27 protein-coding genes are annotated in these 25,240 nt (G+C 63.5%); 7 read left to right on the top strand and 20 right to left on the bottom strand.

What is annotated here, in order from left to right; all coding sequences use genetic code 11:
- Positions 1-99 precede the first annotated feature (99 nt).
- The 8 genes from NCS03_RS01585 to NCS03_RS01550 all read right to left on the bottom strand — a co-directional run bounded on the left by NCS03_RS01585 (position 100) and on the right by NCS03_RS01550 (position 7,088).
- Positions 100-957 (bottom strand): cytochrome c oxidase subunit 3, encoded by an 858-nt coding sequence (locus NCS03_RS01585; protein ID WP_008351755.1) that lies wholly within the window; start codon positions 955-957, stop codon positions 100-102.
- 85 nt (positions 958-1,042) lie between these two features.
- Positions 1,043-1,246, bottom strand: coding sequence for a DUF2970 domain-containing protein (locus NCS03_RS01580; protein WP_008351758.1), 204 nt, complete (start codon positions 1,244-1,246; stop codon positions 1,043-1,045).
- A gap of 5 nt (positions 1,247-1,251) precedes the next feature.
- On the bottom strand, positions 1,252-1,824 hold the full coding sequence (locus NCS03_RS01575) for a cytochrome c oxidase assembly protein (protein ID WP_008351760.1): 573 nt from the start codon (positions 1,822-1,824) through the stop codon (positions 1,252-1,254).
- A 9-nt stretch (positions 1,825-1,833) separates the two neighbouring features.
- On the bottom strand, positions 1,834-1,974 hold the full coding sequence (locus tag NCS03_RS01570) for a cytochrome oxidase small assembly protein (RefSeq protein ID WP_008351762.1): 141 nt from the start codon (positions 1,972-1,974) through the stop codon (positions 1,834-1,836).
- A gap of 63 nt (positions 1,975-2,037) precedes the next feature.
- On the bottom strand, positions 2,038-3,648 hold the full coding sequence (ctaD, locus tag NCS03_RS01565) for a cytochrome c oxidase subunit I (protein ID WP_008351764.1): 1,611 nt from the start codon (positions 3,646-3,648) through the stop codon (positions 2,038-2,040).
- 97 nt (positions 3,649-3,745) lie between these two features.
- Positions 3,746-5,359: a cytochrome c oxidase subunit II gene (coxB, locus tag NCS03_RS01560; RefSeq protein WP_008351767.1), complete on the bottom strand. Its 1,614-nt coding sequence runs from the start codon at positions 5,357-5,359 to the stop codon at positions 3,746-3,748.
- A gap of 42 nt (positions 5,360-5,401) precedes the next feature.
- On the bottom strand, positions 5,402-5,875 hold the full coding sequence (locus NCS03_RS01555) for a DUF2244 domain-containing protein (RefSeq protein WP_008351769.1): 474 nt from the start codon (positions 5,873-5,875) through the stop codon (positions 5,402-5,404).
- 232 nt (positions 5,876-6,107) lie between these two features.
- Positions 6,108-7,088 (bottom strand): methyltransferase domain-containing protein, encoded by a 981-nt coding sequence (locus tag NCS03_RS01550; RefSeq protein ID WP_250528684.1) that lies wholly within the window; start codon positions 7,086-7,088, stop codon positions 6,108-6,110.
- Positions 7,089-7,237: 149 nt separating this feature from the next.
- Between NCS03_RS01550 and NCS03_RS01545 the strand changes: the two genes are divergently transcribed.
- Together NCS03_RS01545 and trmL are read left to right on the top strand one after the other, a co-directional pair.
- Positions 7,238-8,023, top strand: a complete 786-nt coding sequence (locus NCS03_RS01545) for a ComF family protein (protein ID WP_250528683.1) — start codon at positions 7,238-7,240, stop codon at positions 8,021-8,023.
- Between the two features lie 22 nt (positions 8,024-8,045).
- Positions 8,046-8,516, top strand: a complete 471-nt coding sequence (gene trmL, locus NCS03_RS01540) for a tRNA (uridine(34)/cytosine(34)/5-carboxymethylaminomethyluridine(34)-2'-O)-methyltransferase TrmL (RefSeq protein ID WP_008351775.1) — start codon at positions 8,046-8,048, stop codon at positions 8,514-8,516.
- Here trmL and NCS03_RS01535 read toward each other — a convergent pair.
- The 5 genes from NCS03_RS01535 to NCS03_RS01515 all read right to left on the bottom strand — a co-directional run bounded on the left by NCS03_RS01535 (position 8,513) and on the right by NCS03_RS01515 (position 11,296).
- Positions 8,513-9,034 carry an O-acetyl-ADP-ribose deacetylase gene (locus NCS03_RS01535; protein WP_250528682.1) on the bottom strand — a complete coding sequence of 174 codons (522 nt, stop codon included), beginning with the start codon at positions 9,032-9,034 and terminating at the stop codon, positions 8,513-8,515. The two genes, trmL and NCS03_RS01535, sit on opposite strands and share 4 nt — an antisense overlap.
- A 12-nt stretch (positions 9,035-9,046) precedes the next feature.
- Complete coding sequence (locus NCS03_RS01530) at positions 9,047-10,045, bottom strand: NAD(P)H-dependent glycerol-3-phosphate dehydrogenase (protein ID WP_250528681.1); 999 nt, start codon at positions 10,043-10,045, stop codon at positions 9,047-9,049.
- A 27-nt stretch (positions 10,046-10,072) separates the two neighbouring features.
- Positions 10,073-10,543 (bottom strand): protein-export chaperone SecB, encoded by a 471-nt coding sequence (gene secB / locus NCS03_RS01525; protein ID WP_008351779.1) that lies wholly within the window; start codon positions 10,541-10,543, stop codon positions 10,073-10,075.
- A 70-nt stretch (positions 10,544-10,613) separates the two neighbouring features.
- Positions 10,614-10,874 (bottom strand): glutaredoxin 3, encoded by a 261-nt coding sequence (grxC, locus tag NCS03_RS01520; RefSeq protein ID WP_008351780.1) that lies wholly within the window; start codon positions 10,872-10,874, stop codon positions 10,614-10,616.
- Positions 10,871-11,296, bottom strand: a complete 426-nt coding sequence (locus NCS03_RS01515) for a rhodanese-like domain-containing protein (protein ID WP_008351781.1) — start codon at positions 11,294-11,296, stop codon at positions 10,871-10,873. Before NCS03_RS01515 ends, grxC begins: the two co-directional genes overlap by 4 nt.
- Before the next feature lie 182 nt (positions 11,297-11,478).
- On the opposite strand from NCS03_RS01515, the gene gpmA reads away from it, so the two are divergent.
- The 3 genes from gpmA to NCS03_RS01500 all read left to right on the top strand — a co-directional run bounded on the left by gpmA (position 11,479) and on the right by NCS03_RS01500 (position 14,929).
- On the top strand, positions 11,479-12,225 hold the full coding sequence (gene gpmA, locus NCS03_RS01510; RefSeq protein ID WP_008351782.1) for a 2,3-diphosphoglycerate-dependent phosphoglycerate mutase: 747 nt from the start codon (positions 11,479-11,481) through the stop codon (positions 12,223-12,225).
- A 247-nt stretch (positions 12,226-12,472) separates the two neighbouring features.
- Positions 12,473-14,056 (top strand): S41 family peptidase, encoded by a 1,584-nt coding sequence (locus tag NCS03_RS01505; protein ID WP_008351783.1) that lies wholly within the window; start codon positions 12,473-12,475, stop codon positions 14,054-14,056.
- A gap of 102 nt (positions 14,057-14,158) precedes the next feature.
- Complete coding sequence (locus NCS03_RS01500) at positions 14,159-14,929, top strand: HesA/MoeB/ThiF family protein (protein WP_250528680.1); 771 nt, start codon at positions 14,159-14,161, stop codon at positions 14,927-14,929.
- A gap of 372 nt (positions 14,930-15,301) precedes the next feature.
- Here NCS03_RS01500 and ptsP read toward each other — a convergent pair whose 3' ends face one another.
- The 7 genes from ptsP to NCS03_RS01465 all read right to left on the bottom strand — a co-directional run bounded on the left by ptsP (position 15,302) and on the right by NCS03_RS01465 (position 22,781).
- Positions 15,302-17,062 carry a phosphoenolpyruvate--protein phosphotransferase gene (gene ptsP, locus NCS03_RS01495; protein ID WP_008351786.1) on the bottom strand — a complete coding sequence of 587 codons (1,761 nt, stop codon included), beginning with the start codon at positions 17,060-17,062 and terminating at the stop codon, positions 15,302-15,304.
- 221 nt (positions 17,063-17,283) lie between these two features.
- On the bottom strand, positions 17,284-17,553 hold the full coding sequence (locus NCS03_RS01490; RefSeq protein WP_008351787.1) for an HPr family phosphocarrier protein: 270 nt from the start codon (positions 17,551-17,553) through the stop codon (positions 17,284-17,286).
- 37 nt (positions 17,554-17,590) lie between these two features.
- Positions 17,591-18,079, bottom strand: a complete 489-nt coding sequence (locus tag NCS03_RS01485; protein ID WP_008351788.1) for a PTS sugar transporter subunit IIA — start codon at positions 18,077-18,079, stop codon at positions 17,591-17,593.
- Between the two features lie 297 nt (positions 18,080-18,376).
- Positions 18,377-19,333, bottom strand: coding sequence for a glutathione synthase (gene gshB / locus NCS03_RS01480; protein WP_008351790.1), 957 nt, complete (start codon positions 19,331-19,333; stop codon positions 18,377-18,379).
- Positions 19,334-19,385: 52 nt separating this feature from the next.
- On the bottom strand, positions 19,386-20,675 hold the full coding sequence (gene gshA / locus NCS03_RS01475) for a glutamate--cysteine ligase (protein ID WP_033536547.1): 1,290 nt from the start codon (positions 20,673-20,675) through the stop codon (positions 19,386-19,388).
- 275 nt (positions 20,676-20,950) lie between these two features.
- A complete protein-coding gene (locus NCS03_RS01470; RefSeq protein ID WP_250528679.1) occupies positions 20,951-22,411 on the bottom strand; it encodes an ammonium transporter in 1,461 nt (486 codons plus the stop codon).
- Positions 22,412-22,442: 31 nt separating this feature from the next.
- The gene (locus NCS03_RS01465) at positions 22,443-22,781 is read right to left on the bottom strand and encodes a P-II family nitrogen regulator (protein ID WP_008351794.1); all 339 of its coding nucleotides are present in this window, start codon (positions 22,779-22,781) and stop codon (positions 22,443-22,445) included.
- Positions 22,782-23,174: 393 nt separating this feature from the next.
- Here NCS03_RS01465 and NCS03_RS01460 point away from each other — a divergent pair, with 393 nt between their 5' ends.
- Both NCS03_RS01460 and NCS03_RS01455 read left to right on the top strand, forming a co-directional pair.
- Entirely contained in the window at positions 23,175-23,438 is a 264-nt protein-coding gene (locus tag NCS03_RS01460) for an accessory factor UbiK family protein (RefSeq protein WP_008351796.1), read from the top strand.
- A gap of 93 nt (positions 23,439-23,531) precedes the next feature.
- Complete coding sequence (locus NCS03_RS01455) at positions 23,532-25,076, top strand: YifB family Mg chelatase-like AAA ATPase (protein ID WP_175979755.1); 1,545 nt, start codon at positions 23,532-23,534, stop codon at positions 25,074-25,076.
- Positions 25,077-25,240: the final 164 nt, after the last annotated feature.

The raw sequence follows: 25,240 nt of genomic DNA, 5'->3' as shown, positions 1-25,240 counted from the left end.
AGGGCGGCGTGTTGATCACTGCTTCTATGCTCTCGGACCGGCGTCGCCGCCGGCCTTGCATCGCGGACGGCGCATCGCGCGCGCCCGCGTCGATATTCCTTACAGCCAGTAGACGACGACGTACAGACCCAGCCACACGACGTCGACGAAGTGCCAGTACCACGCGGCGCCCTCGAACGCGAAGTGGTGCTCCGCCGTGAAGTGACCGCGAATCAGCCGGAACATCACCACTGCCAGCATCGTGCCGCCGAGGAACACGTGGAAACCGTGGAAGCCCGTCAGCAGGAAGAACGTCGAGCCGTACACGCCGGAGTTGAGCGTCAGGTTGAGTTCGTTGTACGCGTGGAAATACTCGTAGCCCTGGCAGAACAGGAAGATGATACCGAGCAGAACAGTCGCGCCCAGCCAGATGATCGCCTTCTTGCGATGATCTTCGCGCAGCGCGTGGTGCGCCACCGTCAGCGTCGCGCCGGAAGACAGCAGAAGCGCCGTGTTGATGGTCGGCAGGGGCCACGGCACCATCGCGCGGAAATGCGGCACGAGCGCGGCGGGGCCGTTGTTCGGCCACACGGCGGTGAAGTCCGGCCAGATCAGCTTGTAGTCGAGGCTGCCGAGTTCGTGCATCGCGATGGCGCGCGCGTAGAACAGCGCGCCGAAGAACGCCGCGAAGAACATCACTTCGGAGAAGATGAACCAGCTCATGCTCCAGCGGTACGACACATCGACACGCTTGCCGTACATGCCGCCTTCGGATTCGGAGATGGCGTCGCCGAACCAGTGCCACAGCACGAACAGCACGAACAGCAAGCCGATAAACGTGCCGGCGGGCCCGAAGCTATGGCCGTTCACCCACGACGCCAGCGAGGCGAGCATGATCAGCAAGCCAGTTGCAGCCATCACCGGATGCCGCGACGGATGCGGCACGAAATAGTACGGGCTCTCGTTTTGACCGCTCATTGTTGATTCTCCACTTCGATCCAGTTGCTTGAATTTTCTTTTGCCGCCGGCTGCAGCGCTTCGCGCGACGCCCGGCGTTTTCCGTCTATCCCACTACCGCGCGCACGATCAGCAACAACACGACGATGAACAGCACCGCCCCGATGATGCCCGCCGCGATCAGATGCAGCGGATTCAACTGCGCGGCGTCGCTCTCCAGGTCGGCCCGGCGGCGCACGCCGAAAAACGACCAGCACACCGCCTTGATGAGCTTGAAGAAACCGCCCTTTTTCGGCGTATCCGCGCTCATGGCCGTCACGAGCCCTTCGCCACCGACTTCGGCGTGTTCAGCTCGAAGAACGTGTACGACAGCGTGATCGTCTTCACATCCTTCGGCAGCTTCGGATCGACGACGAACACGACCGGCATGCGCTTGGTCTCGTTCGGCGCGAGCGTCTGCTGCGTGAAACAGAAGCATTCGATCTTCTTGAAATACTCGGTGGCCTGCTTCGGCGCATAGCTCGGAATCGCCTGCGCGTTCACCGTGCGATTCTGCTCGTTGGTCACGTCGTACATGACCGTCATCACTTCGCCGGGATGGATGTCCAGCGAGTTCTGCTCCGGCTTGAACTTCAGCGGGCCGCGCGCGTTCGCATCGAATTCGATCGAGATCGAGCGGCTCATGTCCACTTGCGTGTTCTTCGCCTCGCGCGCGCCGACGTCCTTCTGCACGAGGTTGTTGATGCCGGTGATCTGGCAGATCGCGCGGTACATCGGCACGAGCGCAAAGCCGAAGCCGAACATCAGCGCGGCGACGACGAAGAGCTTGACCAGCATCGACCGGTTGAACGACCGGTCGACATGCGAATTTTCCTGCTGAGTGGACACGTTGCTTTCCTACCCTCGCGACAACAGGTATTGCCTGACGACGATACCCAGAAAGAAGACGGCGGCAACCAACACCATGATGATTCCGAGCCGCTTGTTACCCGCGCGTATTTCCTCGGGCGTGCGTCTTTTTTGTGGATTCGGGGCCATGCTTTCTCTTGCTTGCCGGCTGCAAGACTTCCGTGGCGGAAGCCTTGCAAACCTCGATGCTATTTATTCGACCGTCGGCGGATTTTCAAATGTATGGAACGGCGCCGGGCTCGGCACGGTCCATTCGAGGCCTTCCGCGCCATCCCACGGCTTGTCGGATGCCTTCTCCAGCTCGCCGCCGCCACGATACGTCGGCAGCGCGACCGCGAACAGGAAGTACACCTGTGCGAGGCCGAAGCCGAATGCGCCGATCGTCGCGACCTGGTTGAAGTCCGTGAACTGCGCCGGGTAGTCCGCATAACGGCGCGGCATGCCGGCGAGACCCAGGAAGTGCATCGGGAAGAACGTGATGTTGAAGAAGATCATCGACGCCCAGAAGTGGATCTTCCCGCGCATCTCGTTGTACATCCAGCCGGTCCACTTCGGCGCCCAGTAGTACCAGCCTGCGAACAACGCGAAGAGCGAACCCGCCACCAGCACGTAGTGGAAGTGCGCCACGACGTAATAGGTGCCGTGCATCTGGATGTCGAGCGGCGCCATCGACAGGATCAGGCCCGTGAAGCCGCCCATCGTGAACACGAACAGGAAGCCGATCGCGAACAGCATCGGGGTTTCGAACGACAGCGCGCCGCGCCACATCGTCGCCACCCAGTTGAACACCTTCACGCCCGTCGGGACCGCGATCAGCATCGTCGCGTACATGAAGAAGAGCTGGCCCGTCACCGGCATGCCGGTCGCGAACATGTGGTGCGCCCACACCATGAACGACAGGATCGCGATCGATGCCGTCGCGTACACCATCGAGCTATAGCCGAACAGCGGCTTGCGCGAGAACGCCGGAATCACCTGCGACACGATCCCGAACGCCGGCAAGATCATGATGTACACCTCGGGGTGACCGAAGAACCAGAAGATGTGCTGGTACATCACCGGATCGCCGCCGCCCGCCGCGTTGAAGAACGACGTGCCGAAGTGACGGTCGAACAGCACCATCGTGATCGCGCCCGCCAGGACCGGCATCACGGCGATCAGCAGGTAGGCGGTGATGAGCCACGTCCACGCGAACATCGGCATCTTCATGAGCGTCATGCCCGGCGCGCGCATGTTCAAAATCGTCACGACGATGTTGATGCCGCCCATGATCGACGACGCGCCCATGATGTGGACCGCGAAAATCGCGAAGTCCATGCCGGGGCCCATTTGCGTGGAGAGCGGCGCGTACAGCGTCCAGCCCGCGGCGGTTGCGCCGCCCGGCACGAAGAACGAGCCGACGAGCAGCACCGCGGCAGCCGGCAGCAGCCAGAAGCTGAAGTTGTTCATCCGCGCGAACGCCATGTCCGATGCGCCGATCTGCAGCGGCACCATCCAGTTCGCGAAACCGACGAACGCCGGCATGATCGCGCCGAACACCATGATGAGGCCGTGCATGGTGGTCAGCTGATTGAAGAACTCGGGACGCATGATCTGCAGGCCCGGCTCGAACAGCTCGGCACGGATGCCGAGCGCCATCACGCCTCCGGAGAGGAACATGATGAAGGAGAACAACAGGTACAGCGTACCGATGTCCTTGTGGTTGGTAGCGAAGAGCCACCGGCGCCAGCCATGCGGCGTCTCGTGCGCATGGTCGTGCGCGTGGTCGTGACCTGCGCCTACATCGTGTCCGATGCTAGACATGACAATCATCTCCTAAAGCGAATACTCGGGGCACTTGGCAATGACGCGTGGGACTTTCCGTTGCCGTCCGGCGAAGGAAAGCGCCACGCTCGGCACGTCAAGCAGCCGGACTGATTTCCACGCGACGGGCTTCCTTGTTATCGGCGCCGCCCGTGATGGTTTCCGGTTTCTTCAACACGATGCGGTCTTCCGACACGCCCGCTGCCTTCAGCGCGTCGCGCACGGCTTGCGCGCGGCGCTTGGCGAGATCGGCGTTCTGGTCGGCGTTGCCGGTCGCATCGGTGAATCCCGACAACGCGATCTTCGCGTCCGGATGCGCCTTTGCGTAGGCCGCCGCGGCGTCCACCGCACTCTTCGCGTCGGCGGGCAGCGAATCCTTGCCCGTCTCGAAATAGATGCTGGCGGGCAGACCGGCGGCTTGCGACGCCTGCGCACCCGATGCAGCCGGCGCGCTCGCTTCGGCCGCCGCGGGCGCGGCACTCGCCGCTTCCGGCGCCGATGCCGCCGCCGCATTGCCGCCGCCTTCGGGCATCTTGCCCGCCTTGGCGTCGATGACCTGCTTCGGTTGCAGCAGATCGCCGGTGTGGTTGCTCCAGCTATTACGCTCGAACGTGACGACCGACGCGATCTCGACGTCGTTCAACACACCTTGCCACGGCGGCATCGCGGCCTTGCCGTGCAGCACGATATTCAGATGCTCGGCGATGGAACCGTTCGCGATCTTCGAGCCGTCGAGCGCCGGGAACTGGCCCGCGCCCTTGCCGGTCGGCTGGTGGCAGACCGCGCAGTTCGACGTGTAAACCTGCTGGCCGCGCGCCATCAGTTCGTCCTTCGTGTACGTCTTGAGCGGATCGTCCTGGCCGGCGGCCATCTTCTTCTTTTGCCCGTCGACCCACTTCGCGTAGTCATCGGCCGACAGCACTTCGACGACCACCGGCATGTACGCGTGCTCCTTGCCGCACAGTTCCGTACAGAATCCGCGATACGTGCCCACCTTCTCGGCCTTGAACCAGGTGTCGCGCACGAAGCCCGGAATCGCATCCTGCTTCACGCCGAATGCCGGGACGTACCACGAGTGAACGACATCGTTCGCCGTCGTGATGATGCGGATCTTCTTGTCGACCGGCACGACGAGCGGGTTGTCGACTTCCTGCAGATACAGCGTCGAGATCGGCTTCTGACCGTTCACTTCGCTGCGCGGCGTGGAGAGCGTCGAGAGGAAGCTGATGCCTTCGCCCGGACCCTTCACGTAGTCGTAGCCCCACTTCCACTGATAGCCCGTGACCTTGACGGTGAGATCGGCGTTGGACGTGTCCTTCATCGCGACGACGGCCTTGGTTGCCGGCAGCGCCATCAGAATGACGATGATGAACGGCACGATCGTCCAGATGATTTCGACCGTGGTGCTTTCGTGGAAGTTGGCCGGCTTGAAGCCTTTCGACTTGCGATGCTTGAAGAGCGAATAGAACATCACCCCGAACACGCCAATGAAGATGACGGTGCAGATGATGAGCATGAAGATATGGAGGCCGTAGAGCTCCTCGGCGATCTTCGTCACAGGCTGCTGGAAGTTGATCTCGTTGACAGCGGGACCGCCTGGACTGTTTTCGACCGCCAGGGCTGCACCGGCGGAAAGCAGTGCGCCTGCCGCCAGCACGCCCGAGAGGGCTCGCTTGATTGTTTTCATAGCATCCTTACCCAAATTTTCCATTCAAACCCTCGACCCCCGTGGCATCGCACCCGCCGGCTCCTCTCATAGACGTCTCAGCGACGCCTGTAACTCGGCAGCAAATTGTTTGCGACGATGCTGTGCAAGGTGTTGTCCGATTTTCACCGATTGACCGCGCGATACGATCGTGAGCGGCTCTCTCGGCGTCGCGCCCGCTTCGACCCGCACCCAACGCGGATTGAACTCGAACTGCGTCAGCTCTTCGGCGTTCATCTGTTCGATCAACAACCGGTTTTGATACAGCCGGATCCGTTCGTAGTCGACCGCATGGCGCGCGTAGATCAGAAACGCGATGCCCACGACCGCCAACTCGATTCCGGTGAACGGCAGCACCAGCCAGGCGCCGTTCAGAAACAGCGGCGTTGCGATTGCCAGCGAAAACAGCGCAAGCGACACATAGAAGCCCACGAACTGACGCGGCGAGACCGAGCAGTTTCGTTTCATCAGCCAGTCCTTGATGACCGGCTCGGACTCCGTCAGCGTCTGGCTGGCTTGCATCGCTGCCTCCATCAATCCGCACGCAATCACACACATTTGCTCGGATTTCGCCCAAATTTGTGTCGGTCCGGGCGACAAACTGACGCATTATAGGCGTCTTGGGTGGCATCCACAAGCAAGGGTCGTAACCTCGCAAAGCCAAGCGCCACAAGCTTCTGCGCCTTTTTGACGCACCTTTTTGCGCGCTTTTCTTGCGCAAAATTCAGACATAACAACTGCGCTCTTTACCGATTCAGCGTTTCGGTTTCGAGCCTCGTCCAATATCTTCGAGACGGACGATGCCGTGCCCGTCCGCCGTCATGCGCGGCACCGCCTTCCACGCATGCCCGTAGATCACTTCGAAGGTCAGCGGGATCGTGCCGTCGTCGCGGCGCAGCGCTTCGAGCGCCTGATGCACCGCGCCGCGCACGGCCCTGGCGTCCGCATAGCCTTCGTCGAACGCGCGCTCGAACGGATACGCGCCCCAGCGCGTCACGTCCGCGAACAGCGATTCAGGTGATTTGTACGTGATCGTCAGCACTTCCTGATCCATCACCGGAATTTCGAAGCCGCTTTCGACGAGCATGTCGCCGAGATCGTGCATGTCGACGAAATCGATCGTATGCGCTTGCGGCGCGAGCCCGAGCGTCCGCTCCGCTTCGCGATACGCGGCGCGAAGCTCGCGCAGCGTATCGGGGCCGAACGTGCTGAACATCAGCAAGCCGTTCACCTTGAGCACGCGCTGCCATTCGGGAAAAACGAGGTCGGGCCGCGCATGCCAGTGCAGCGCGAGATTCGACCACAATAGTTCGAACGCGCCCGATGCGAACGGCAGCGCGGAAAAATCCGCCTGCGCGAGTTGCGGGCCGCGTGCGCCGAACGCCTTCGCGAGCGTCGAAGGAAGAAAGCGGCGCCATCCCGCGCCGTTGTCCGCGTCCGTGGCTTCGGCGGCGCGCGCGCGCGCGAGCATCGCGGACGAGATGTCGATGCCGGTCACCGACGCCTCTGCAAAGCGTTCCCGCAAACCGGCCAGGTCCGCCCCGGCGCCGCACGCCGCATCGAGGACGCGCATCGGCGCAACCTTGATGTATTCGAGCCGCTCGCGCATGCGCTCCGCGATCTCGCGTGGCAGGAACGCGACCTCGTCGAAGGCGGCGGCGCGACCGTCGAAGATCGCGCGCAAACGGCGCGGATCATAGGCCGGACGGCTAGTTTTAGGGGATGTCGGGGACATGTCGATCTTTTTGCGGAGAGTGCGAAGTATACTCGGTCGTCTCGAAAACGACCCATGCGAAGTGCTGATACGAGGCATAAACGCTTCGTGAGGCGCAATGAATGCGCGTGTTTAGCGCATCGAGCCGCGATTTTTCCGATTCAGCAGTCATGAAAGCCGACAGCATTCCCCTTCCCTTCCGGACGCCCGTCACGGCACGCGCTCGCGGATTCGCGTCGGCGGCAAAACGGCTCGTCGCGTGCGCGCTGCCGAGCCAGTGCGCGTTATGCGGCAATTTGTCGCAAGCACTGCTGTGCGATGGTTGCGACGCGCAGTACTGGAACGAGCCGCGCTTGCGCTGTGCGACGTGCGCGCTGCCGTTGGCGGCATCCGCGATGCGACGCGAGCGCGAAGACCTGCGCGTGCACTGCGCCGCGTGCCTCGAAGCGCCGCCCGCGTTCAACAACACGCTCGCGCTCGCCGACTATCGCGCGCCCCTCGACACGCTCGCCGTCGAGTTGAAGTTTCGTGCGCGGCTCGCCGCGGGCGAGGCATTCGCGCGGCATCTGCATGCGCGTTTCGAGGACAGCGATCTGCCCGCGCCGGATGTGATCGTGCCGATGCCTCTCTCGCGGGAACGGCTCATCGCGCGTGGCTACAACCAGGCGTGGGCCATCGCGCGTCCGCTCGCACGCATGATGCGCGTGCCCGCCCACGCATCGATGATCGCGCGGGTCCGGCATACGTCGGCGCAATCGCGGCTCGATCGCGAAACGCGCCGCCGCAATGTTGCGAGCGCGTTCGCCGTCTCGGGCGATGTGCGCGGCACGCATGTCGGCGTCGTCGACGATGTGATGACATCGGGCGCGACGCTCGACGCGCTTGCTCGCACGCTGAAGCTCGCCGGCGCGCGGCGTGTCAGCAATTTCGTGGCGCTGCGCACGCCTAAAGATTAATCACCTTTATTAGAAGCAATCCATGTTCAACGTCGTACTCGTCGAACCCGAAATCCCGCCGAACACCGGCAACGTGATCCGCCTGTGCGCGAACACGGGCGCGCGTCTGCATCTGATCGAGCCGCTCGGCTTTCCGCTCGACGACGCGAAGATGCGCCGCGCCGGCCTCGACTATCACGAGTACGCCGAAATGAACGTGCATGCGGACTGGGATGCCTTCATCGCGAAGGAAACACCCGACGCCACGCGCATGTTCGCGTTCACGACGCGCGGCTCGACGCCGTTCTTCGATCACGCGTTCAGGCCGGGCGACTGGTTCGTGTTCGGCGCGGAGACGCGCGGCCTCGCGCCCGAATTGCTGGCGCACTTTGCGACGGAACAGCGCGTGCGCCTGCCGATGCGGCCGGGTAATCGCAGCCTGAATTTGTCGAATACGGTGGCGATCGTGACGTTCGAGGCGTGGCGTCAGGCGGGATTCGAAGGCGGCGCTTAAGCCTTTGCCGCTTCGAGTTCGGCTCGATAGAGCGCGAGCATGTCGTCCTGAAAGCATGCAAAGACGACACGCTGAACGGCGGGCGTGGAAGGCAAGGTGTCGATGACCGTGCGCACCGCGATCTTCACGGCTTCATCGTGAGGAAAGTGATAGATGCCGCAACTGATGGCCGGGAACGCAATCGACTCGCAGCCCGCTTCCTGAGCGAGTTCGAGCGAGCGCCGGTAGCAGTTCGCGAGCAATTCGGGCTCGTTCTTCTTGCCGCCGCTCCAGCGCGGCCCGACCGCATGAATGACGTGCTTCGCGGGAAGCTCGTAGCCGCGCGTGATTTTCGCGTCGCCGGTTTCGCAGCCGCCGAGCGTCTCGCACTCGCGCAGCAGGCCTTTGCCGGCCTTGCGATGAATCGCCCCGTCGACTCCGCCGCCGCCGAGCAGCGATTTGTTCGCCGCGTTGACGATGGCATCGACTTCGAGCGTGGTGATATCGACTTTCAGCGCTTCGAGCCTGGGCCTACGCACACACGCCTCCGATTACTCTGCTTTTGCGTCCCGACTGAGAAGCGCCTGCACGGCATCGCGCGGCGTCACGTTATCGAAGAGCACGCGGCATACCGCCTGCGTGATCGGCATCTCGATTCCGCGCGAATGCGCGAGCCCGAGCACGGCGCGCGCGCATCGCACGCCTTCCGCGACATGGCCGAGCGCCGCGAGAATCTCCTCGAGCGTGCGTCCGCTGGCGAGTCGCATGCCGACAGTGCGATTGCGCGACAGATCGCCCGTCGCGGTGAGGATGAGATCGCCGAGGCCCGTTAGCCCGGTGAAAGTCTCCGCGCGGCCGCCGAGCGCGACGCCTAAGCGCGACATCTCCGCGAGCCCGCGCGTGATGAGCGCGGCGCGGGCGTTCAGGCCGAGACCGAGGCCGTCGGAAATGCCCGTCGCGATTGCGAGCACGTTTTTCACCGCGCCGCCGACTTCGACGCCGATGACATCGTCGCCGGTATAGATACGCATCGCGCCATGATGGAACGCCGCGACCGTGCGCGCGCCCAGTTCCGCCGATGCGCTCGCGACCGTCAGCGCGACCGGCAAGCCTTGTCCCACTTCGCGCGCGAAGCTCGGTCCGGACAGCGTTCCGTTGCTGCGATGCTCGGGCAATTCGGCCGCGACGACCTCGTTGGGCAGACACTGCGTATCCGCCTCGAAGCCTTTGCACAGCCAGACGATATGCGCCGGTACGACGCCGGCGTCGCGCATCGAACGGCACAGCGCGCGCAGGCCCGCGACCGGCGTCGCGACGACGCACAGCGCTTCATCCGCCGATGCATGCGCGAGCGCCGCGGCGAAATCGGTCTCGAATGCGAGCGCGTGCGGCAGCGTCACGCCTTCGAGATAGCGCGTGTTTTCGTGCGTGCGGGAAAGTGATTCGATGAGCGCGGGGTCGCGCGCCCAGAGCTTCGTGTCGTGCCGGGTCGCGAGGTGGCCCGCGAGCGCGGTGCCCCATGCGCCGGCGCCGAGAACGGCTACTTTCATGCTCGGCTCCGGTCCGGCAGAGTCAGGTCAGTGCGTCGCGCCGTTCGCCGCGCCTTCCTGGGCGCTCGCGAGTTGGGCGATACGCTGCTCGTACAGCGCCTGGAAGTTGATCTCCGCGAGGTGGATCGGCGGGAAACCGGCGCGCGTGATCGCGTCGGCGATGTTCGAGCGCAGGTACGGGAACAGAATGGTCGGGCACGCGATGCCGACGAGCGGATCGATCTGCTCCGCCGGAATGTTGCGGATGTCGAAGATGCCTGCCTGCTTGGCTTCGATCAGGAATGCGACCTTGTCGGTGACTTTCGCCGTGACCGTGCCCGTGACCAGCACTTCGAAGACGCTTTCCGCGAGGCGGTCGGCCTTCACGTCGACTTCGACTTCGACCGACGGCATTTCCTGCTCGAGGAAGATAGCCGGCGAATTCGGCTGCTCCAGCGACATGTCCTTCAAATAGATGCGCTGGATGTTGAAAAACGGCTGGTTGTTCTCGTCAGACATTTTGATTTCCTAGGTAATCCGGTATGCGGCGCGCGTTCGTGTCGAATCGCGCGCCGCGAGTATGCATGTGTCAGGCCGATTCGAGCAGCGGCACGAGGCCGCCCTTTCGATCGAGCGCGGACAGATCGTCGTAGCCGCCGACGTGCGTCTCGCCGATGTACACCTGCGGCACGGTCCGCCGTCCGGTGCGCGTCATCATTTCCTCGCGCCGGCCCGGCTCGCGATCGATCAGGATCTTCTCGATCGTTTCGACGCCGCGGGACTTTAAAAGACGTTCGGCCATCTGGCAATACGGGCACACGACCGTGCTGTACATCACCACTTTTTTCACTTGACTGCTCCTTGTTTCACCACCGGCATGCCGGCTTTTTGCCAGGCGTCCACTCCGCCTTGCAAAACGTGGACCTCGGCGTAACCCGCCTCGGACACGGTGCGGCTCGCACGCTGCGATTCCTGACCGGTTTGGCAAACGAGCACGACCGGATTGCTCTTATTCTTCGCGATCTGGCCGATTTTTGCTTGAAGCTCCGTGGCTTCGATATTTCGTGCAGACGGCAGATGTCCCTTCGCGAATTCCGCGGCGGGCCGCAAATCGACAACCACGGCGTTGCGCCGGTTGATGAGCGTCGTGGCTTCGGCGGCCGAAATGCCGCCGCGCCCGCGCCGCGTGACGGCGGGCCAAAGGAGCAGCGCGCCGGAAACCAGCGCGATGACGATAAGTGCAATATTCGTGTAATCAGTGAAAAACTTCACGTCGAGGGCCGCCGAAATTTAGTAGGAAAGGAAGAAAGGGAAATGGGCGCAATCGGGGCATTATAAAATAACCGTTTCCCGCGATGGCCTCTGCCGTCCGGCCGATGGCGACACCCCGCCCGTTCGGGCAGCATGACGGGGTGCGATCGGCGCACCGCTTTTCCAACTGACCGACCGAAATCATGTACAAGCTAGTGCTCATCCGCCACGGCGAATCGACGTGGAACAAGGAAAACCGCTTCACCGGCTGGGTCGACGTCGACCTGACCGAGCAGGGCAACCGTGAGGCGCGCCAGGCAGGCGTGCTGCTGAAGGAGGCGGGCTACCAGTTCGACATCGCGTATACGTCGGTGTTGAAGCGCGCCATCCGCACGCTGTGGCACGTCCAGGACGAGATGGATCAGATGTATATCCCGGTTGTGCATTCGTGGCGCCTGAACGAACGCCACTACGGCGCGCTCGCGGGCCTGAACAAAGCAGAAACCGCGAAGAAGTACGGCGACGATCAGGTGCTCGTCTGGCGCCGCAGCTACGACACGCCGCCGCCCGCGCTCGAACCGGGCGACGAGCGTGCGTCGTACAACGATCCGCGTTACGCGAAGGTGCCGCGCGAACAGTTGCCGCTCACCGAATGCCTGAAAGACACGGTCGCGCGCGTCCTGCCGATCTGGAACGAATCGATCGCACCCGCCATCAAGTCCGGCAAACAGGTCGTGATTTCGGCGCACGGCAACTCGATCCGCGCGCTGGTCAAGTATCTGGACAACATCTCCGATCAGGACATCGTCGGGCTGAACATCCCGAACGGCGTGCCGCTCGTGTACGAACTCGATGAAAACCTGAAGCCCATCCAGCACTACTATCTGGGCGATCCGGAAGCCATCGCGGCCGCGCAGGCCGCTGTCGCCAAGCAAGGCAAAGCGGGCTGATTCCGGCTGTCCGGCAGGTGTTTGGCCTGACGAGGGCGCCATAACGGGCGCCCTCGCCGCGTTCATGGCGCCCGGCTGACGAACCGCGAGCGGCATCGACAGGATCGCGTCTAAACGTGCGCGAGCCATCGCTTCAACGGATGAAAGCCTCAGGCATTTAAGTTGCGTTTAAGTCGCCAATCAAGGCGAGCGGGTATACTGGCCCGTCACCAACGATGCAGCCCATCCGATTCCGACCGCACTCTCTATGCGAAAGAACCTGAAAAACTTCGGCCTGGTAGCCGTTGGCGTTGCTGCCGGCGCACTCGCCACCCTGCAGATCTCCGCATCCGCACAGCAAGCTGCTTCCTCGCCTCTGCCGCTCGAACAATTGCGGCTTTTCGCCGAAGTTTTCGGTCAGATCAAGCACGAATACGTCGAACCGGTCGACGACAAAAAGCTCCTCACCGCCGCCATCAAGGGCATGGTGTCGAGCCTCGACCCGCACTCGTCCTATCTCGACAAGACCGATTACGAAGAACTGCAGGAACAGACCAAGGGCCGATTCGCGGGCCTCGGCATCGAGATTTCTTCGGAAGACGGCCTCATCAAGGTCATTTCGCCGATCGAAGACACGCCAGCGTTCCGCGCCGGCATTCGTCCGGGCGACCTCATCACGCGCATCAACGACAAGCCGGTGCGCGGCATGACGCTGGATAAAGCCGTGAAGCAGATGCGCGGCGAGCCGGGCACGAAGGTCACGCTCACGATCTTCCGCAAGAGCGACGACCGCACGTTCCCGCTCACCGTGACGCGCGCCGTGATCCGCGTGCAGTCGGTGAAGATGAAGGTGCCGGAGCCGGGCTACGGCTACATCCGCATCACGAGCTTCCAGGAGCGCACGGTGCCGGATCTCGCGTCGAAGCTGCAGGATCTCGCGCGCCAGCAACCGAATCTGAAGGGCCTCGTGCTCGATCTGCGCAACAACGGCGGCGGCTTGCTGCAAAGCGCGGTCGGCGTCGCGGGCGCGTTCCTGCCGGATAACGCGGTCGTCGTGTCGACCAACGGCCAGATTGCGGACGCGAAGCAGACTTTCCGCGACACCTACGACAACTATCGCCTGCCGTCCTTCGATTCCGATCCGCTGAAGAGCGTGCCGGAAATCTTCAAGAAGGTGCCGATGGTCGTGCTGACCAACGCGTATTCGGCGTCGGCCTCCGAGATCGTCGCGGGTGCGCTGCAGGATCATCATCGCGCGCTGATCGTCGGCAAGACCACGTTCGGCAAGGGCTCGGTGCAGACCGTGCGTCCGATGACCGCCGACAGCGCCCTGCGCCTGACGACGGCCTATTACTACACGCCGAGCGGCAAGTCGATCCAGAATCAGGGCGTGCGCCCCGACGTGCCGGTCGATCAATACGCGGACGGCGATCCGGACGACGCGCTCGTCACGCGCGAAGTCGATTACTCGAACCACCTCGCGAACACGCAGGATCCGAACGAGAAGAAGGAACAGGAGCAGCGCGAGGCGGATCGTCTGGAGCAACTGCGCATTCTCGAAGAGCAGAACGACAAGAAGACGCCCGAGCAGCGCCGCAAGGACCGCGAGCGCAAGCCGGTCGAGTTCGGCAGCGCGGACGACTTCATGCTCCAGCAAGGTCTGAACAAGCTGGAAGGCAAGCAGGTCGTGGAGTCCAAGTCGTACAGCGAACGCAAGCTCGCGCAGAACAAGCCGGCACGTTCGGCGTCCGCTCCGGTGGTTGCACCGCCTGCGCTGCCGGCCACGCCGGGTTCCGCGCCGGCGTCGGGCGCGCAGCCGGCATCGGCGCCTACCGCGCAGCAGTCGAAGTAACTTTTCCGTAGTCCCCGCAAAGGCTTCGCAGCGTAACGTTGCGAAGCCTTTCTTCTTTTCGCGCTTAGAATGCTTCGTTCGAGCAAGCCGATTCTTTCCGCGATGAACGACGACCAACTCCTTCGCTATTCCCGCCACATCCTCGTCGATGAAATCGGCATCGAGGCGCAGCAGCGCTTTCTCGACGCGCACGCCGTCATCATCGGCGCGGGCGGACTCGGCGCGCCCGCGGCGATGTATCTCGCGGCGTCAGGTGTCGGAAAAATCACGCTCGTCGATGCCGATACTGTCGATCTCACGAATCTCCAGCGGCAGATCGTGCACATGACGCGATCGGTCGGAGCGCCCAAGGTGGAATCGGCACGCGAGACGTTGAGCGCGCTGAATCCGGACATCGACGTCATCGCGGTGAACGCGCGCGCCGACGCCGCGTGGCTCGACATCAACGTGCCGGGTAAAACCGTGGTGCTCGATTGCAGCGACAACTTCACGACGCGTCACGCGATCAACGCGGCCTGCGTCGCGCATCGCGTGCCGCTCGTGTCGGGCGCGGCGCTGCGTTTCGACGGGCAGATCAGCACCTTCGACTTCCGCGCACCCGATTCGCCCTGCTACGCGTGCGTGTTCCCGCCGGATCAGCCGTTCGAGGAAGTCGCGTGTTCGACGATGGGCGTGTTCGCGCCGACGGTCGGCATCATCGGTGCGATGCAGGCGGCGGAGGCGCTGCGCGTGATCGGCGGTTTCGGCGAGACGCTCGCGGGCCGGCTGATGATGCTCGACTCGCTGCGCATGGAATGGAACACGATGCGAATCGCGCGGCAGCCCGATTGCGCTGTCTGCGGAAACACCGGAAGCCGCGAAGCAGCGCGCTAAATCGGTCGCGTCTTACGCCGTCGACCGGACGGTCCGCTTAAGCTCATCGATTCTTCAATCGCAGGGCGGATCGTTCTTTGAGCGCCATCACTTCGCCGGCGAGCGCGCAACGCGGGCTCACGCAAAGCGCGTTCGCGCGGCCGTCGCTTCCGCGAATCACCCGCACACGGAGTTCCGCACGCCGTATCGCGTGATCAATTTCCACGCATGCAACAGTTGCTTCAACGACACGACGTGCGACTTCGACAACCGCGATTTTCTGTGGTGTCCGCGCCGGCGCGGCAAGCCAAGCCGCTTTCAATGCACTTCGGCGATCTCACCCGAGCAGGTCATCGCTCGGGTGGATCGACTGATTGCGGATCACGGCTTGGCCTAGACCTTCTGCAACGCCGTGAGCGCGGCCTGCAATTCAGCGGGTTCGTAGGCCGCAAGCACATCCGCGACCGGCTTTTCCAGCGCCTTCAGGTTCGAGCGCAGAATTTCCTGCTTCACGATCAGCAACTGGCTCGGATGCATCGAAAACTCGGTGAGCCCGAGGCCGAGTAACAGGCGCGTGACGGCGGGATCGCCCGCCATTTCCCCGCACACCGACACCGGCACGCCCGCGCGCTTCGCCTCGCGCAACGTGAACGCGATCAGGTTCAGCACCGCCGGGTGCAGCGGATCGTAAAGATGCGCGACGCTGTTATCGGCGCGATCGATCGCGAGCGTGTACTGGATCAGATCGTTCGTGCCGATCGACAGAAAATCGAGCCGGCTCAGGAACAGCCGCACGGCGATGGCCGCCGCCGGAATCTCGATCATCGCGCCGACCTGAACCTGACGGTCGTACGCCACGCCTTCGTCGTCGAGTTGACGCTTCGCCTCGCGGATCAGATCGAGCGTCTGGTCGATTTCCTGTGCGTGCGCGAGCATCGGAATGAGAATCTTGGTCGGCCCGAACGCCGACGCCCGCAGAATGGCGCGCAATTGCGTGATGAACATCTGCGGCTCGGACAGGCTCCAGCGGATCGCGCGCAAGCCCAGCGCGGGATTCGGCGCGGTTTCGTAGCCATCGCTTCCGGTCATGGAATCGAGCGGCTTGTCCGCGCCGACATCGATCGTGCGGATCGTCACCGGCTTGCCGTTCATCAACTCGACGGCGCGCTTGTACGCCTCGAACTGCTCCTCTTCCTCCGGCAACTGGTCCTTGTGATTCATGAAGAGGAATTCGGTGCGGAACAGGCCGACGCCCATCGCGCCCGCTTCGACGGCGACTTGCGCGTCTTCCGGCAATTCGATGTTCGCGCACAGTTCGATCTTCGTACCGCAGAGCGTCTGCGTCGGCGAGAATTTCAGGCGCTGGAGCTTGCGCTGTTCCAGCAGTTTCTCGCTCTGACGATACGAATACTCTTCGAGAACGATCGGCGCCGGATCGACGATCACGATGCCATGATCGCCGTCGACGATGATGAGATCGTTCTGGCGGATCAGCACGCTCGCCTGCTGCACGCCGACGGACGCCGGAATGCCGAGACTGCGCGCGACGATCGCCGTATGCGAAGTGCGGCCGCCGAGGTCGGTGACGAAGCCCTTGAACGCCTGCGTCTTGAACTGAAGCATGTCCGCCGGCGCGATATCGTGGGCGACGACGATCATTTCGTTGTGCCCGTTGCTGGCGGCCGTATGCACGACGAGCGACGCGGCCGTCGGCGCGCCGGCCAACGCTTTCAAAAGACGCTCGACGACCTGCTCGACGTCCGCCTTGCGTTCGCGCAGATATTCGTCTTCGATCTCGTCGAAATAACCGCCGAGGATTTCCAGTTGCTCGGTGAGCGCCCACTCGACGTTGTAGCGGCGCGTGCGAATCAGGTCGATGGTTTCCTGCACGAGCATGGCGTCGTTCAGGATCATCGTATGGACGTTGATGAACGCGCCCATTTCGCTCGGCGCATCGGCGGAAAGGTCTTCGCGCAGCGCTTCGAGTTCGGCGAGGACGGCCGCCTGCGCCGCGTGGAATCGGGCGATTTCCGCGTCGATCTGATCCGGCTCGATCAGATAGTGGTCTACGTCGAGCGCCGCCGGCGCGATCAAATACGCGCGCCCAATGGCGATGCCGCGCGAGACGGGAATTCCATGCAGCGTGAAGGACACGCGCCCTCCTCTAGTTCTTTGAATGTCGCGGTCTGCCAGGCGCCCCCTCGACGGGCACAAACCGCGCGTCCATTATATGTTCGATCGTGCTCACAAGTCCCTGAACACCCGGTGACGACAGGGCCGGAACGGTTGCACGACGTTACGCGAAAGCGTGATGCGGATACGAAAAAGCCGCGTCGATGCGCGGCTTTTCACTGACGGACACTGCGGCGAAACGCTTACTGCCCTTCTCCGAATTTATCGGCGATGAGCGCGAGAATGGCTTGCATCGCTTCGGCTTCGTCTGCGCCTTCGGTTTCGATCGTCACCGTGCTGCCGATGCCCGCCGCCAGCATCATCACGCCCATGATGCTTTTCGCGTTGATCCGGCGCCCGTTGCGGCTCATCCAGATCTCGCATTGAAAATTGCCCGCCAGTTGTGTGAGCTTGGCCGAAGCGCGTGCGTGGAGCCCCAGCTTGTTCACGATTGTTGTTTCTTGTTGCAGCATGATGCTCCGAAGCGCTAGATGGATGAAATGAGCGGCGTCAGTGGCTGGCGGCCTTCGCGCTGATGAGATCGGCGCTCGCCGAGCATGCCGGATCGGGCGAGCCGGCGGCCTTCGTCGCGAGGGCGCAGGGGTTGAGCGGCGTGGACGAATCCAGTTCCTGGATGCCCTTCGAGCCGCCCTGAAGAATCTTTTCGGCGAGCGTGTCGAGCGGCGTCGCGCGGTAGCAGACGGCGCGCACGAGCATCGGCAGATTGCAGCCGGCGAGCACGCGCACATCGGTGTCGTGCAGGCTCGCCGCGATGTTCGCGGGCGTCGCGCCGAACACGTCGGTGAGCACGATCGCGCCGTTTTCTTCTTTCAGGCGATCGATTTCGGAGCGCGCGAACGCGCGAACTTCGACCGGATCGCAGTCGGGCATCACGTCGATGACGCCGATGCGCGCCGGCAAGCCACCGTAAATATGTGCGATGCACTCGCGTAGCGCGGTGGCGAAAGGTGCGTGCGCGATGATCAGAATGCCAGCCATGTCAGGAAATTGCCTCAGCGACAAATCAACGACGAAAAATCGGACAAATACGTCGGAGTTCGCTCGAAAGCGCGCGAGCGGCGCGGAACACAACTCTAAAGTGGATGCCGTTACAACGAAATCAACCGCCTTCCAGCTTCATTACCCCAAGCCTGCGCGTCGATGCTTAAGCGAACTTTAAGCGCACTTTTAGACGCGATCGCGCCCCAGAAACGCGGGCGCGGGAAAGTCAATTCTAACAGTCCCGCCGAGGTGAGTTTGGCGCGCTGTCCGCGCGCGTTTCGTTGGCCGGCAGACTCAGTGCGCCGCGCGCTCGAGCGCGTCGATAAACATGCCCGCAACGTCGAAGCCGGTCTGATCCATGATTTCGCGAAAGCACGTCGGACTCGTGACGTTGACTTCGGTGAGATAGTCGCCGATCGCATCCAGCCCGGCGAGCAGCAGGCCGCGCGCCTGCAGCACCGGCCCGAGCGTCTCGGCGATTTCGCGATCGCGCGCCGACAGCGGCTGCGCGCGCCCGAGCCCGCCCGCCGCGAGATTGCCGCGCACTTCGCTGCCCTGCGGAACGCGCGCCAGCGAATACGGCACCGGCTGACCGCCGATGACGAGAATGCGCTTGTCGCCATCCTTGATTTCGGGGATGAACTTCTGCGCCATCACCGTGCGCGCGCCGTCCTCGGACAACATCTCGACGATCGAGCCGAGATTCATCCCGTCCGCCTTCACGCGGAACACGCCCATGCCGCCCATGCCGTCGAGCGGCTTCAGGATCACGTCGCCGTGCTCGGCGTGGAAAGCGCGCAGGCGCGCGGCATCGCGCGTGACGAGCGTCGGCGTGACGAACTGCGGCCATTCCGCGATGGCGAGCTTCTCGGAATGATCGCGGATCGCCTGCGGCTTGTTGAAGATCCGCGCGCCGTTGCGCTCGGCGATCTCCAGCAGCCACGTCGCGTTCACGTATTCCAGATCGAACGGCGGATCCTTGCGCATCAGCACGGCGTCGAAATGCGTGAGCGGCAGATGCTCGGCCTGCTCGGCCGCATACCACGGCCAGCGGTCACTGTTGGCCTCGTCGCCGACGATCGCGATGCGCCGCGCGCTCGCCTCGACCTTCGTTCCGGTCCACGCGAGATGCTGCGGCTCGCACGCATAGAGCACGTGGCCGCGCCGCGCGGCTTCGGCCATCATCGCGTAGGTCGTGTCCTTGTAGATCTTGAAGCGATCGAGCGGGTCGGCGATAAAGAGGATGTTCATGACGATTTGCTAGTTCGGTGCGCGGCCTGCGAGCTTACCGCAAGCCGCGAACTCACACCTGAATGGCTTCAGGATCGGTCTTTTCGAGCTCGACCGATGCCGCCAGCAGCGCCAGCCGCGCCACCACGCCGTACATGTAGAAGCGGTTCGGCGGCGCGGCGCCGGGCTTCGCGTGCGTGTCGGGCAACGCCGTGTGCTCGAAGCCGAGCGGCACGAAATGCATGCCCGGCGCGTTGAGGTTCTGATCGCGCTCGCGCGAATCGTGCACGCGGTAAAACCCGCCGACGACATACCGGTCGATCATGTACACGACCGGCTCCGCGACCGCATTTTCCACGCGCTCGAACGTATGCACGCCTTCCTGCACGATCACGTCGTGAACTTGCAGGCCTTCCTTGGCGTCGTTCATCTTCGTGCGTTCGCGCTTGGTCAGCGCGGCGACTTCGCTCGCGTCGTGGACGGTCATCACGCCCTTTCCGTACGTGCCGGCATCCGCCTTGATGACGACATACGGACGCTCGCTGATGCCGTACTCGCGATACTTCTTCGCGATCTTCTTGAGCACGCCGTCGATGGCTTCCGCGAGCGCTTGTTCGCCCGTGCGCGCTTCGTAATCGACGCCTTCCACATGCGCGAAGTACGGATTCACCATCCACGGATCGATCTCGACGAGTTTCGAGAACTTCTTAGCGACGTCGTCATAGCAGGAGAAATGGGTCGACTTGCGGCGCACCGCCCAGCCGGCGTGCAGCGGCGGCAGCAGATACTGCTCGTGCAGATTTTCCAGCACGGGCGGAATGCCGGCCGAAAGATCGTTGTTGAGCAGGATCGAGCAGGGATCGAAGTTCTTCAGGCCGAGGCGCCGCGGCGTGCGTTCGAGCGGCTCCAGCACGATTTTCTGGCCATCGGCGAGCGCGATGGTCACAGGACCGTGGATATTCTCGTCCAGCGTGCCGAAGCGGATGTTGAGCCCCGCTTGCCGCATGATGAGCGCGAGGCGCGCGACGTTCTCGAGATAGAACGCGTTGCGCGTATGGCGCTCGGGAATGACGAGCAGATTCTTCGCGTCCGGGCAGATTTTTTCGATGGACGCCATCGCTGCCTGCACCGCGAGCGGCAACACTTCCTGCGGCAGATTGTTGAAACCGCCGGGAAAGAGATTGGTGTCGACGGGCGCGAGCTTGAACCCCGCGTTGCGCAGATCGACGGAACAGTAGAACGGCGGCGTGTGCTCCTGCCATTCGAGCCGGAACCAGCGCTCGATGGCGGGCATGGCCTCGAGGATTTTCCGCTCGAGATCGAGCAGCGGGCCACTTAACGCCGTAACAAGGTGCGGAACCATGTATTACTCGCGGAAGAAGACAAAAGATTGTAGAGCAATTGCTTTGCCTAAATGGGTATCAACCGCCAATTGACAAGGTTTTGCGGCCCGCGCCGCGCCGCTTCCACGCACTTTTCCGCCTGTCGCTTCAATAGGTTTGGCCGCCGCCTTCGACGAAACCCGGACGGAAATGGCGGGCAAAAAAATGCCCGCCATAAGGCGGGCGAAGTCGCTGCGCTCGTTCCTTGCTCGCAGCCTACGCGCCCTCTCGCGGCGCGCCGGTTGCGGCGTAAGACTTACTCGACGTGCTCGCCGTGCAGCGTGACGTCGAGACCTTCGCGTTCCTGTTCTTCCGTGACGCGCAGGCCCATGGTCATGTCGATGATCTTCAGCAAAACGAAGCTGACGACGCCGCTGTAGACGAGCGTGACGAGCACGCCCTTCGCCTGCACGAGCACGCTGCCGTCGAAGCCGCCGATGTCCTTCACCGCGAACACGCCCGTCAGCAGCGCGCCGATGATCCCGCCCACGCCGTGCACGCCGAACGCGTCGAGCGAGTCGTCGTAGTTGAACTTGTGCTTGAGCCACGTCGCCGACCAGAAGCAGACCACGCCCGCGACAATGCCGATCACGATCGCGCCCGTCACGCCGACGAAACCCGACGCCGGCGTCACGGCCACCAGACCCGCAACCGCGCCCGAGATGATGCCGAGCACCGACGGCTTGCCCTTCGTGATCCACTCCGCGAACATCCAGCCGAATGCGGCGAACGCGGTGGCGATCTGCGTCGTGAGCATCGCGAAACCGGCACGGCCGTCAGCCGCCACTGCCGAACCCGCGTTGAAGCCGAACCAGCCCACCCACAGCATCGATGCGCCGATCAGCGAGAGCACGAGGTTGTGCGGCGCCATCACTTCGCGGCCATAGCCGACGCGCTTGCCGAGCACGAGACAGCACATCAGACCCGCGATACCGGCGTTGATGTGAACCACCGTGCCGCCCGCGAAGTCGAGCACGCCAGCCGATGCGAGCCAGCCGGTAGGTTCCCAGACCATGTGCGCGATCGGCGAGTAGACGATCAGCGACCACAGCGCCATGAACACGAGCATCGCCGAGAACTTCATGCGATCCGCGAACGCGCCGGTAATGAGCGCCGGCGTGATGATCGCGAACGTCAGCTGGAATGCGAAATAGACCGACTCGGGGATCGTCACGGCCAGATGGCTGACGGTAAGCGTCGTCGCCTTGTCGCCCTTGATGTAGGCCATGCCGTGCAGGAACACGCGCGAGAAGCCGCCGAGGAACGAGCCGCCCGGCGTGAACGCGATGCTGTAGCCGACGACCGTCCAGAGGATCGTCACGAGACAGCAGATCGCGAAGCTCTGCATGACCGTCGCGAGCACGTTCTTCTTGCGGACCATGCCCGCGTAGAAGAGCGCGAGGCCGGGAATCGTCATGAACAGCACGAGCGCCACGGAAGTCAGCATCCACGCGGTGTCGCCGGAGCTGATCTTCGACGAATCGACCATGACCGGCTCGGTCGGTGCGGCCGGCGCGGCATCGGACGCGGCGGATGCGCCGGACGCGGCTTCTGCCGCCGATGCCGACGACGCCATCGCCGTGTTGGCGCTTTCGGGCGCGCTTGCAGCGGGTGCCGAGGCTGCGGCCGGAGCGGACGCATCCTGGGCGAGAGCGGTGCCGACATTCGCGCCGATCAGCGCGCCCGCCACCAACAGTGACATCAAAAAGTTACGCATTCTTCTGGTTCCTCTTATCGCCAATTTCTTGTTAGAGCGCGTCGGCGCCGGTCTCGCCGGTGCGGATGCGGATCACCTGTTCGATCGAGGTGACGAAGATCTTTCCGTCACCGATTTTTCCCGTGCGTGCGGCGCGTTCGACGGCTTCGATCGCCTGATCGACGATGTCGTCCGAGACGGCCGCCTCGATCTTCACTTTCGGCAGAAAGTCGACGACGTACTCCGCGCCCCGATACAGCTCGGTGTGCCCCTTCTGTCGGCCAAAGCCTTTCACCTCGGTCACGGTGATGCCCGAGACGCCGATGGCCGAGAGCGCTTCACGCGCTTCGTCCAGCTTGAACGGCTTGATGATTGCGGTAATGAGCTTCATGTATCCCTCGCTGTGGTGTGCTGATCCTTCGATGCCGTCCATTGAAGCGTGCAGAAAAGGTCGCGCCACTTATGCAACTCGTATGCCATGCGAGCATCCATGCGGCTTTGCGCGATTTCGCGAAACAATCGCACGAAGGGTCGGCCGAACGGCTAACGCGGGCCGCGCGTGCTGGCGTCGGGGTAGGTTCATTGCTAGAGTGGTCCAGAGGTCCCGCAAAAAGGGGCATGGGCGGACAACGCGAGCGCGCGGCGGCGCTAAAATCGCGGCGCCTCAAAGGTGCTTCGACGCGCGTTCGCGCATTCGGCGGCGCGCACCAATATCGAACATTCGATAATTCGGGGCACTGACCTAACAATGAATGCACTTTTTTTGTGCAAGAAGGGAGAAACGATGAAGCAGCCCAACGACGTTTTCAACGATTTGCAGCAGAAGATGAGCGATCTCTTCAAGAATTCGCCCGCGAAAGACGTCGAACGGAATATGAAGGCGATGCTCTCGCAAGGCTTTTCGAAGCTCGATCTCGTGACGCGTGAGGAATTCGACACGCAGACGCAAGTGCTCGTCCGCACGCGCGCTCGTCTCGAAGAACTCGAAAAGCGCGTCGCGCAACTGGAGCAGCGTCTCGCGGGCGGAAATACGGCCGCGCAAGACTGAGGCGCCAGCACTGCCTATCGCGTACCTCGGCTAGCGAGCCGTGAGTTTCTAGTTTATTGCCGGCGCGGTCCATGCGCCGTTTCAGGTGAAATCATGTCGCTTGCCGTGGTACGCAGCCGCGCGCCCGCTCCTGGGCGCGCGCCCGAAGTCGTCGTCGAAGTCCATCTCGCCAACGGGTTGCCGTCGTTTTCCATCGTCGGTCTGCCCGATCTCGAAGTCCGCGAAAGCCGCGAGCGCGTGCGCGCCGCGCTGCAGAACTGCGGCTTCGATTTCCCCGTCCGCAGAATCACCGTCAATCTCGCACCCGCCGATCTTCCGAAGGAAAGCGGCCGCTTCGATCTGCCGATCGCGCTCGGCATTCTGGCCGCGAGCGGACAGATTCCGGCTGCAGCGCTCGAACATCGCGAGTTCGCGGGCGAGCTTTCGCTGACCGGCGCGCTGCGTCCGATGCGCGGCGCGTTCGCAATGGTCTGCGGCGCGGCGCGCCACTATGCATCGATGCGCGATGCAGCCCCGCCAATCCCCGAAATCTACGTGCCGCTCGCAAGCGCGGCGGAAGCGGCGCTCGTGCCGGGCATCGAGGTCTTCGGCGCGGCGGACTTGCCCACGCTCTGCGCGCATCTGAACGATGTCCCCGACGCCCGTCTGCGACCCGTGCAAGCCGCTCCGCTTCCCTCGACAGCCGCGCCGTCCGCGGATCTCGCCGATGTCATCGGCCATCCCGCCGCCCGCCGCGCGCTCGAAGTGGCGGCTGCGGGCGGTCATCATCTGCTGATGGTCGGTCCGCCCGGCGCGGGCAAGTCGATGCTGGCCGCGCGCCTGGCCGGCCTGCTCCCGCCGATGAACGACGACGAAGCGCTCACCTCCGCCGCGATCCTTTCGGCGAGTTCGCTCGGCTTTACGCCCGAGCAGTGGCGGCGACGGCCGTTCCGCGCGCCGCATCATTCGGCGAGCGCGGCGGCGCTCGTCGGCGGGCGCAATCCGCCGCAGCCGGGCGAGATCACGCTCGCGCATCTCGGCGTCCTGTTTCTCGACGAGCTGCCCGAATTCGACCGAAAAGTGCTGGAAACCCTGCGTGAGCCGCTCGAAGTCGGCCAGATCACGATTTCGCGCGCCGCACAGCAGGCGGAATTTCCGGCGGCCTGCCAGCTCGTCGCCGCGATGAATCCATGTCCGTGCGGCTGGCGCGGCGACCCGAGCGCGCGCTGCCGCTGCTCGCCCGATGTCGCCGCGCGTTATCTGCGCAAGCTGTCGGGTCCGCTGATGGATCGCATCGACATTCAGATCGAGTTGCCGGCGCTCTCGCCCGCGGAACTGTCGGCGCGCGGCACCGAGCGCGGCGAGTCGAGCGCCGTCGTCGCGGCGCGGGTCGCGGCGGCCCGCGACATACAGACGCAGCGTCAGGGCAAGATCAACCGCGATCTCGACGGCCGCGAAGCCGACGCCGTCTGCCGCCCCGATTCCGCCGGCGAAGCCTTGCTGCGCGCTGCGGGCGAGCGCTTCGGCTGGTCCGCGCGCGCGTACTACCGCGTGCTGAAGGTCGTGCGGACGATCGCGGATCTCGCCGGCGCCGATATGCCCGACGCGTCCCATGTCGCGGAAGCCGTTCAGTACCGCCGGGCGCTGTCGATCGCCTGAAGCCAGCGCGGACGCGGGGTGGTCCGCGCGATGCTAAGCGGAAAATTACTTGTCAAGACTTGACTTATGCACACTGAAGCGATCCGGGGCCGTCCTTCGTCTGATCAAACCCCGGTTTTGGCCACATTTCACAGACCATTGATTTTATTGAATTATTTAACTTG

The sequence above is a fragment of the Caballeronia sp. ATUFL_F1_KS4A genome, from assembly GCF_023630905.1.
In the GTDB taxonomy this organism is placed as follows: domain Bacteria; phylum Pseudomonadota; class Gammaproteobacteria; order Burkholderiales; family Burkholderiaceae; genus Caballeronia; species Caballeronia zhejiangensis.
The sequence above is the reverse complement of the archived record's forward strand: the minus strand, read 5'-3'. Positions and strand labels throughout refer to the sequence as shown.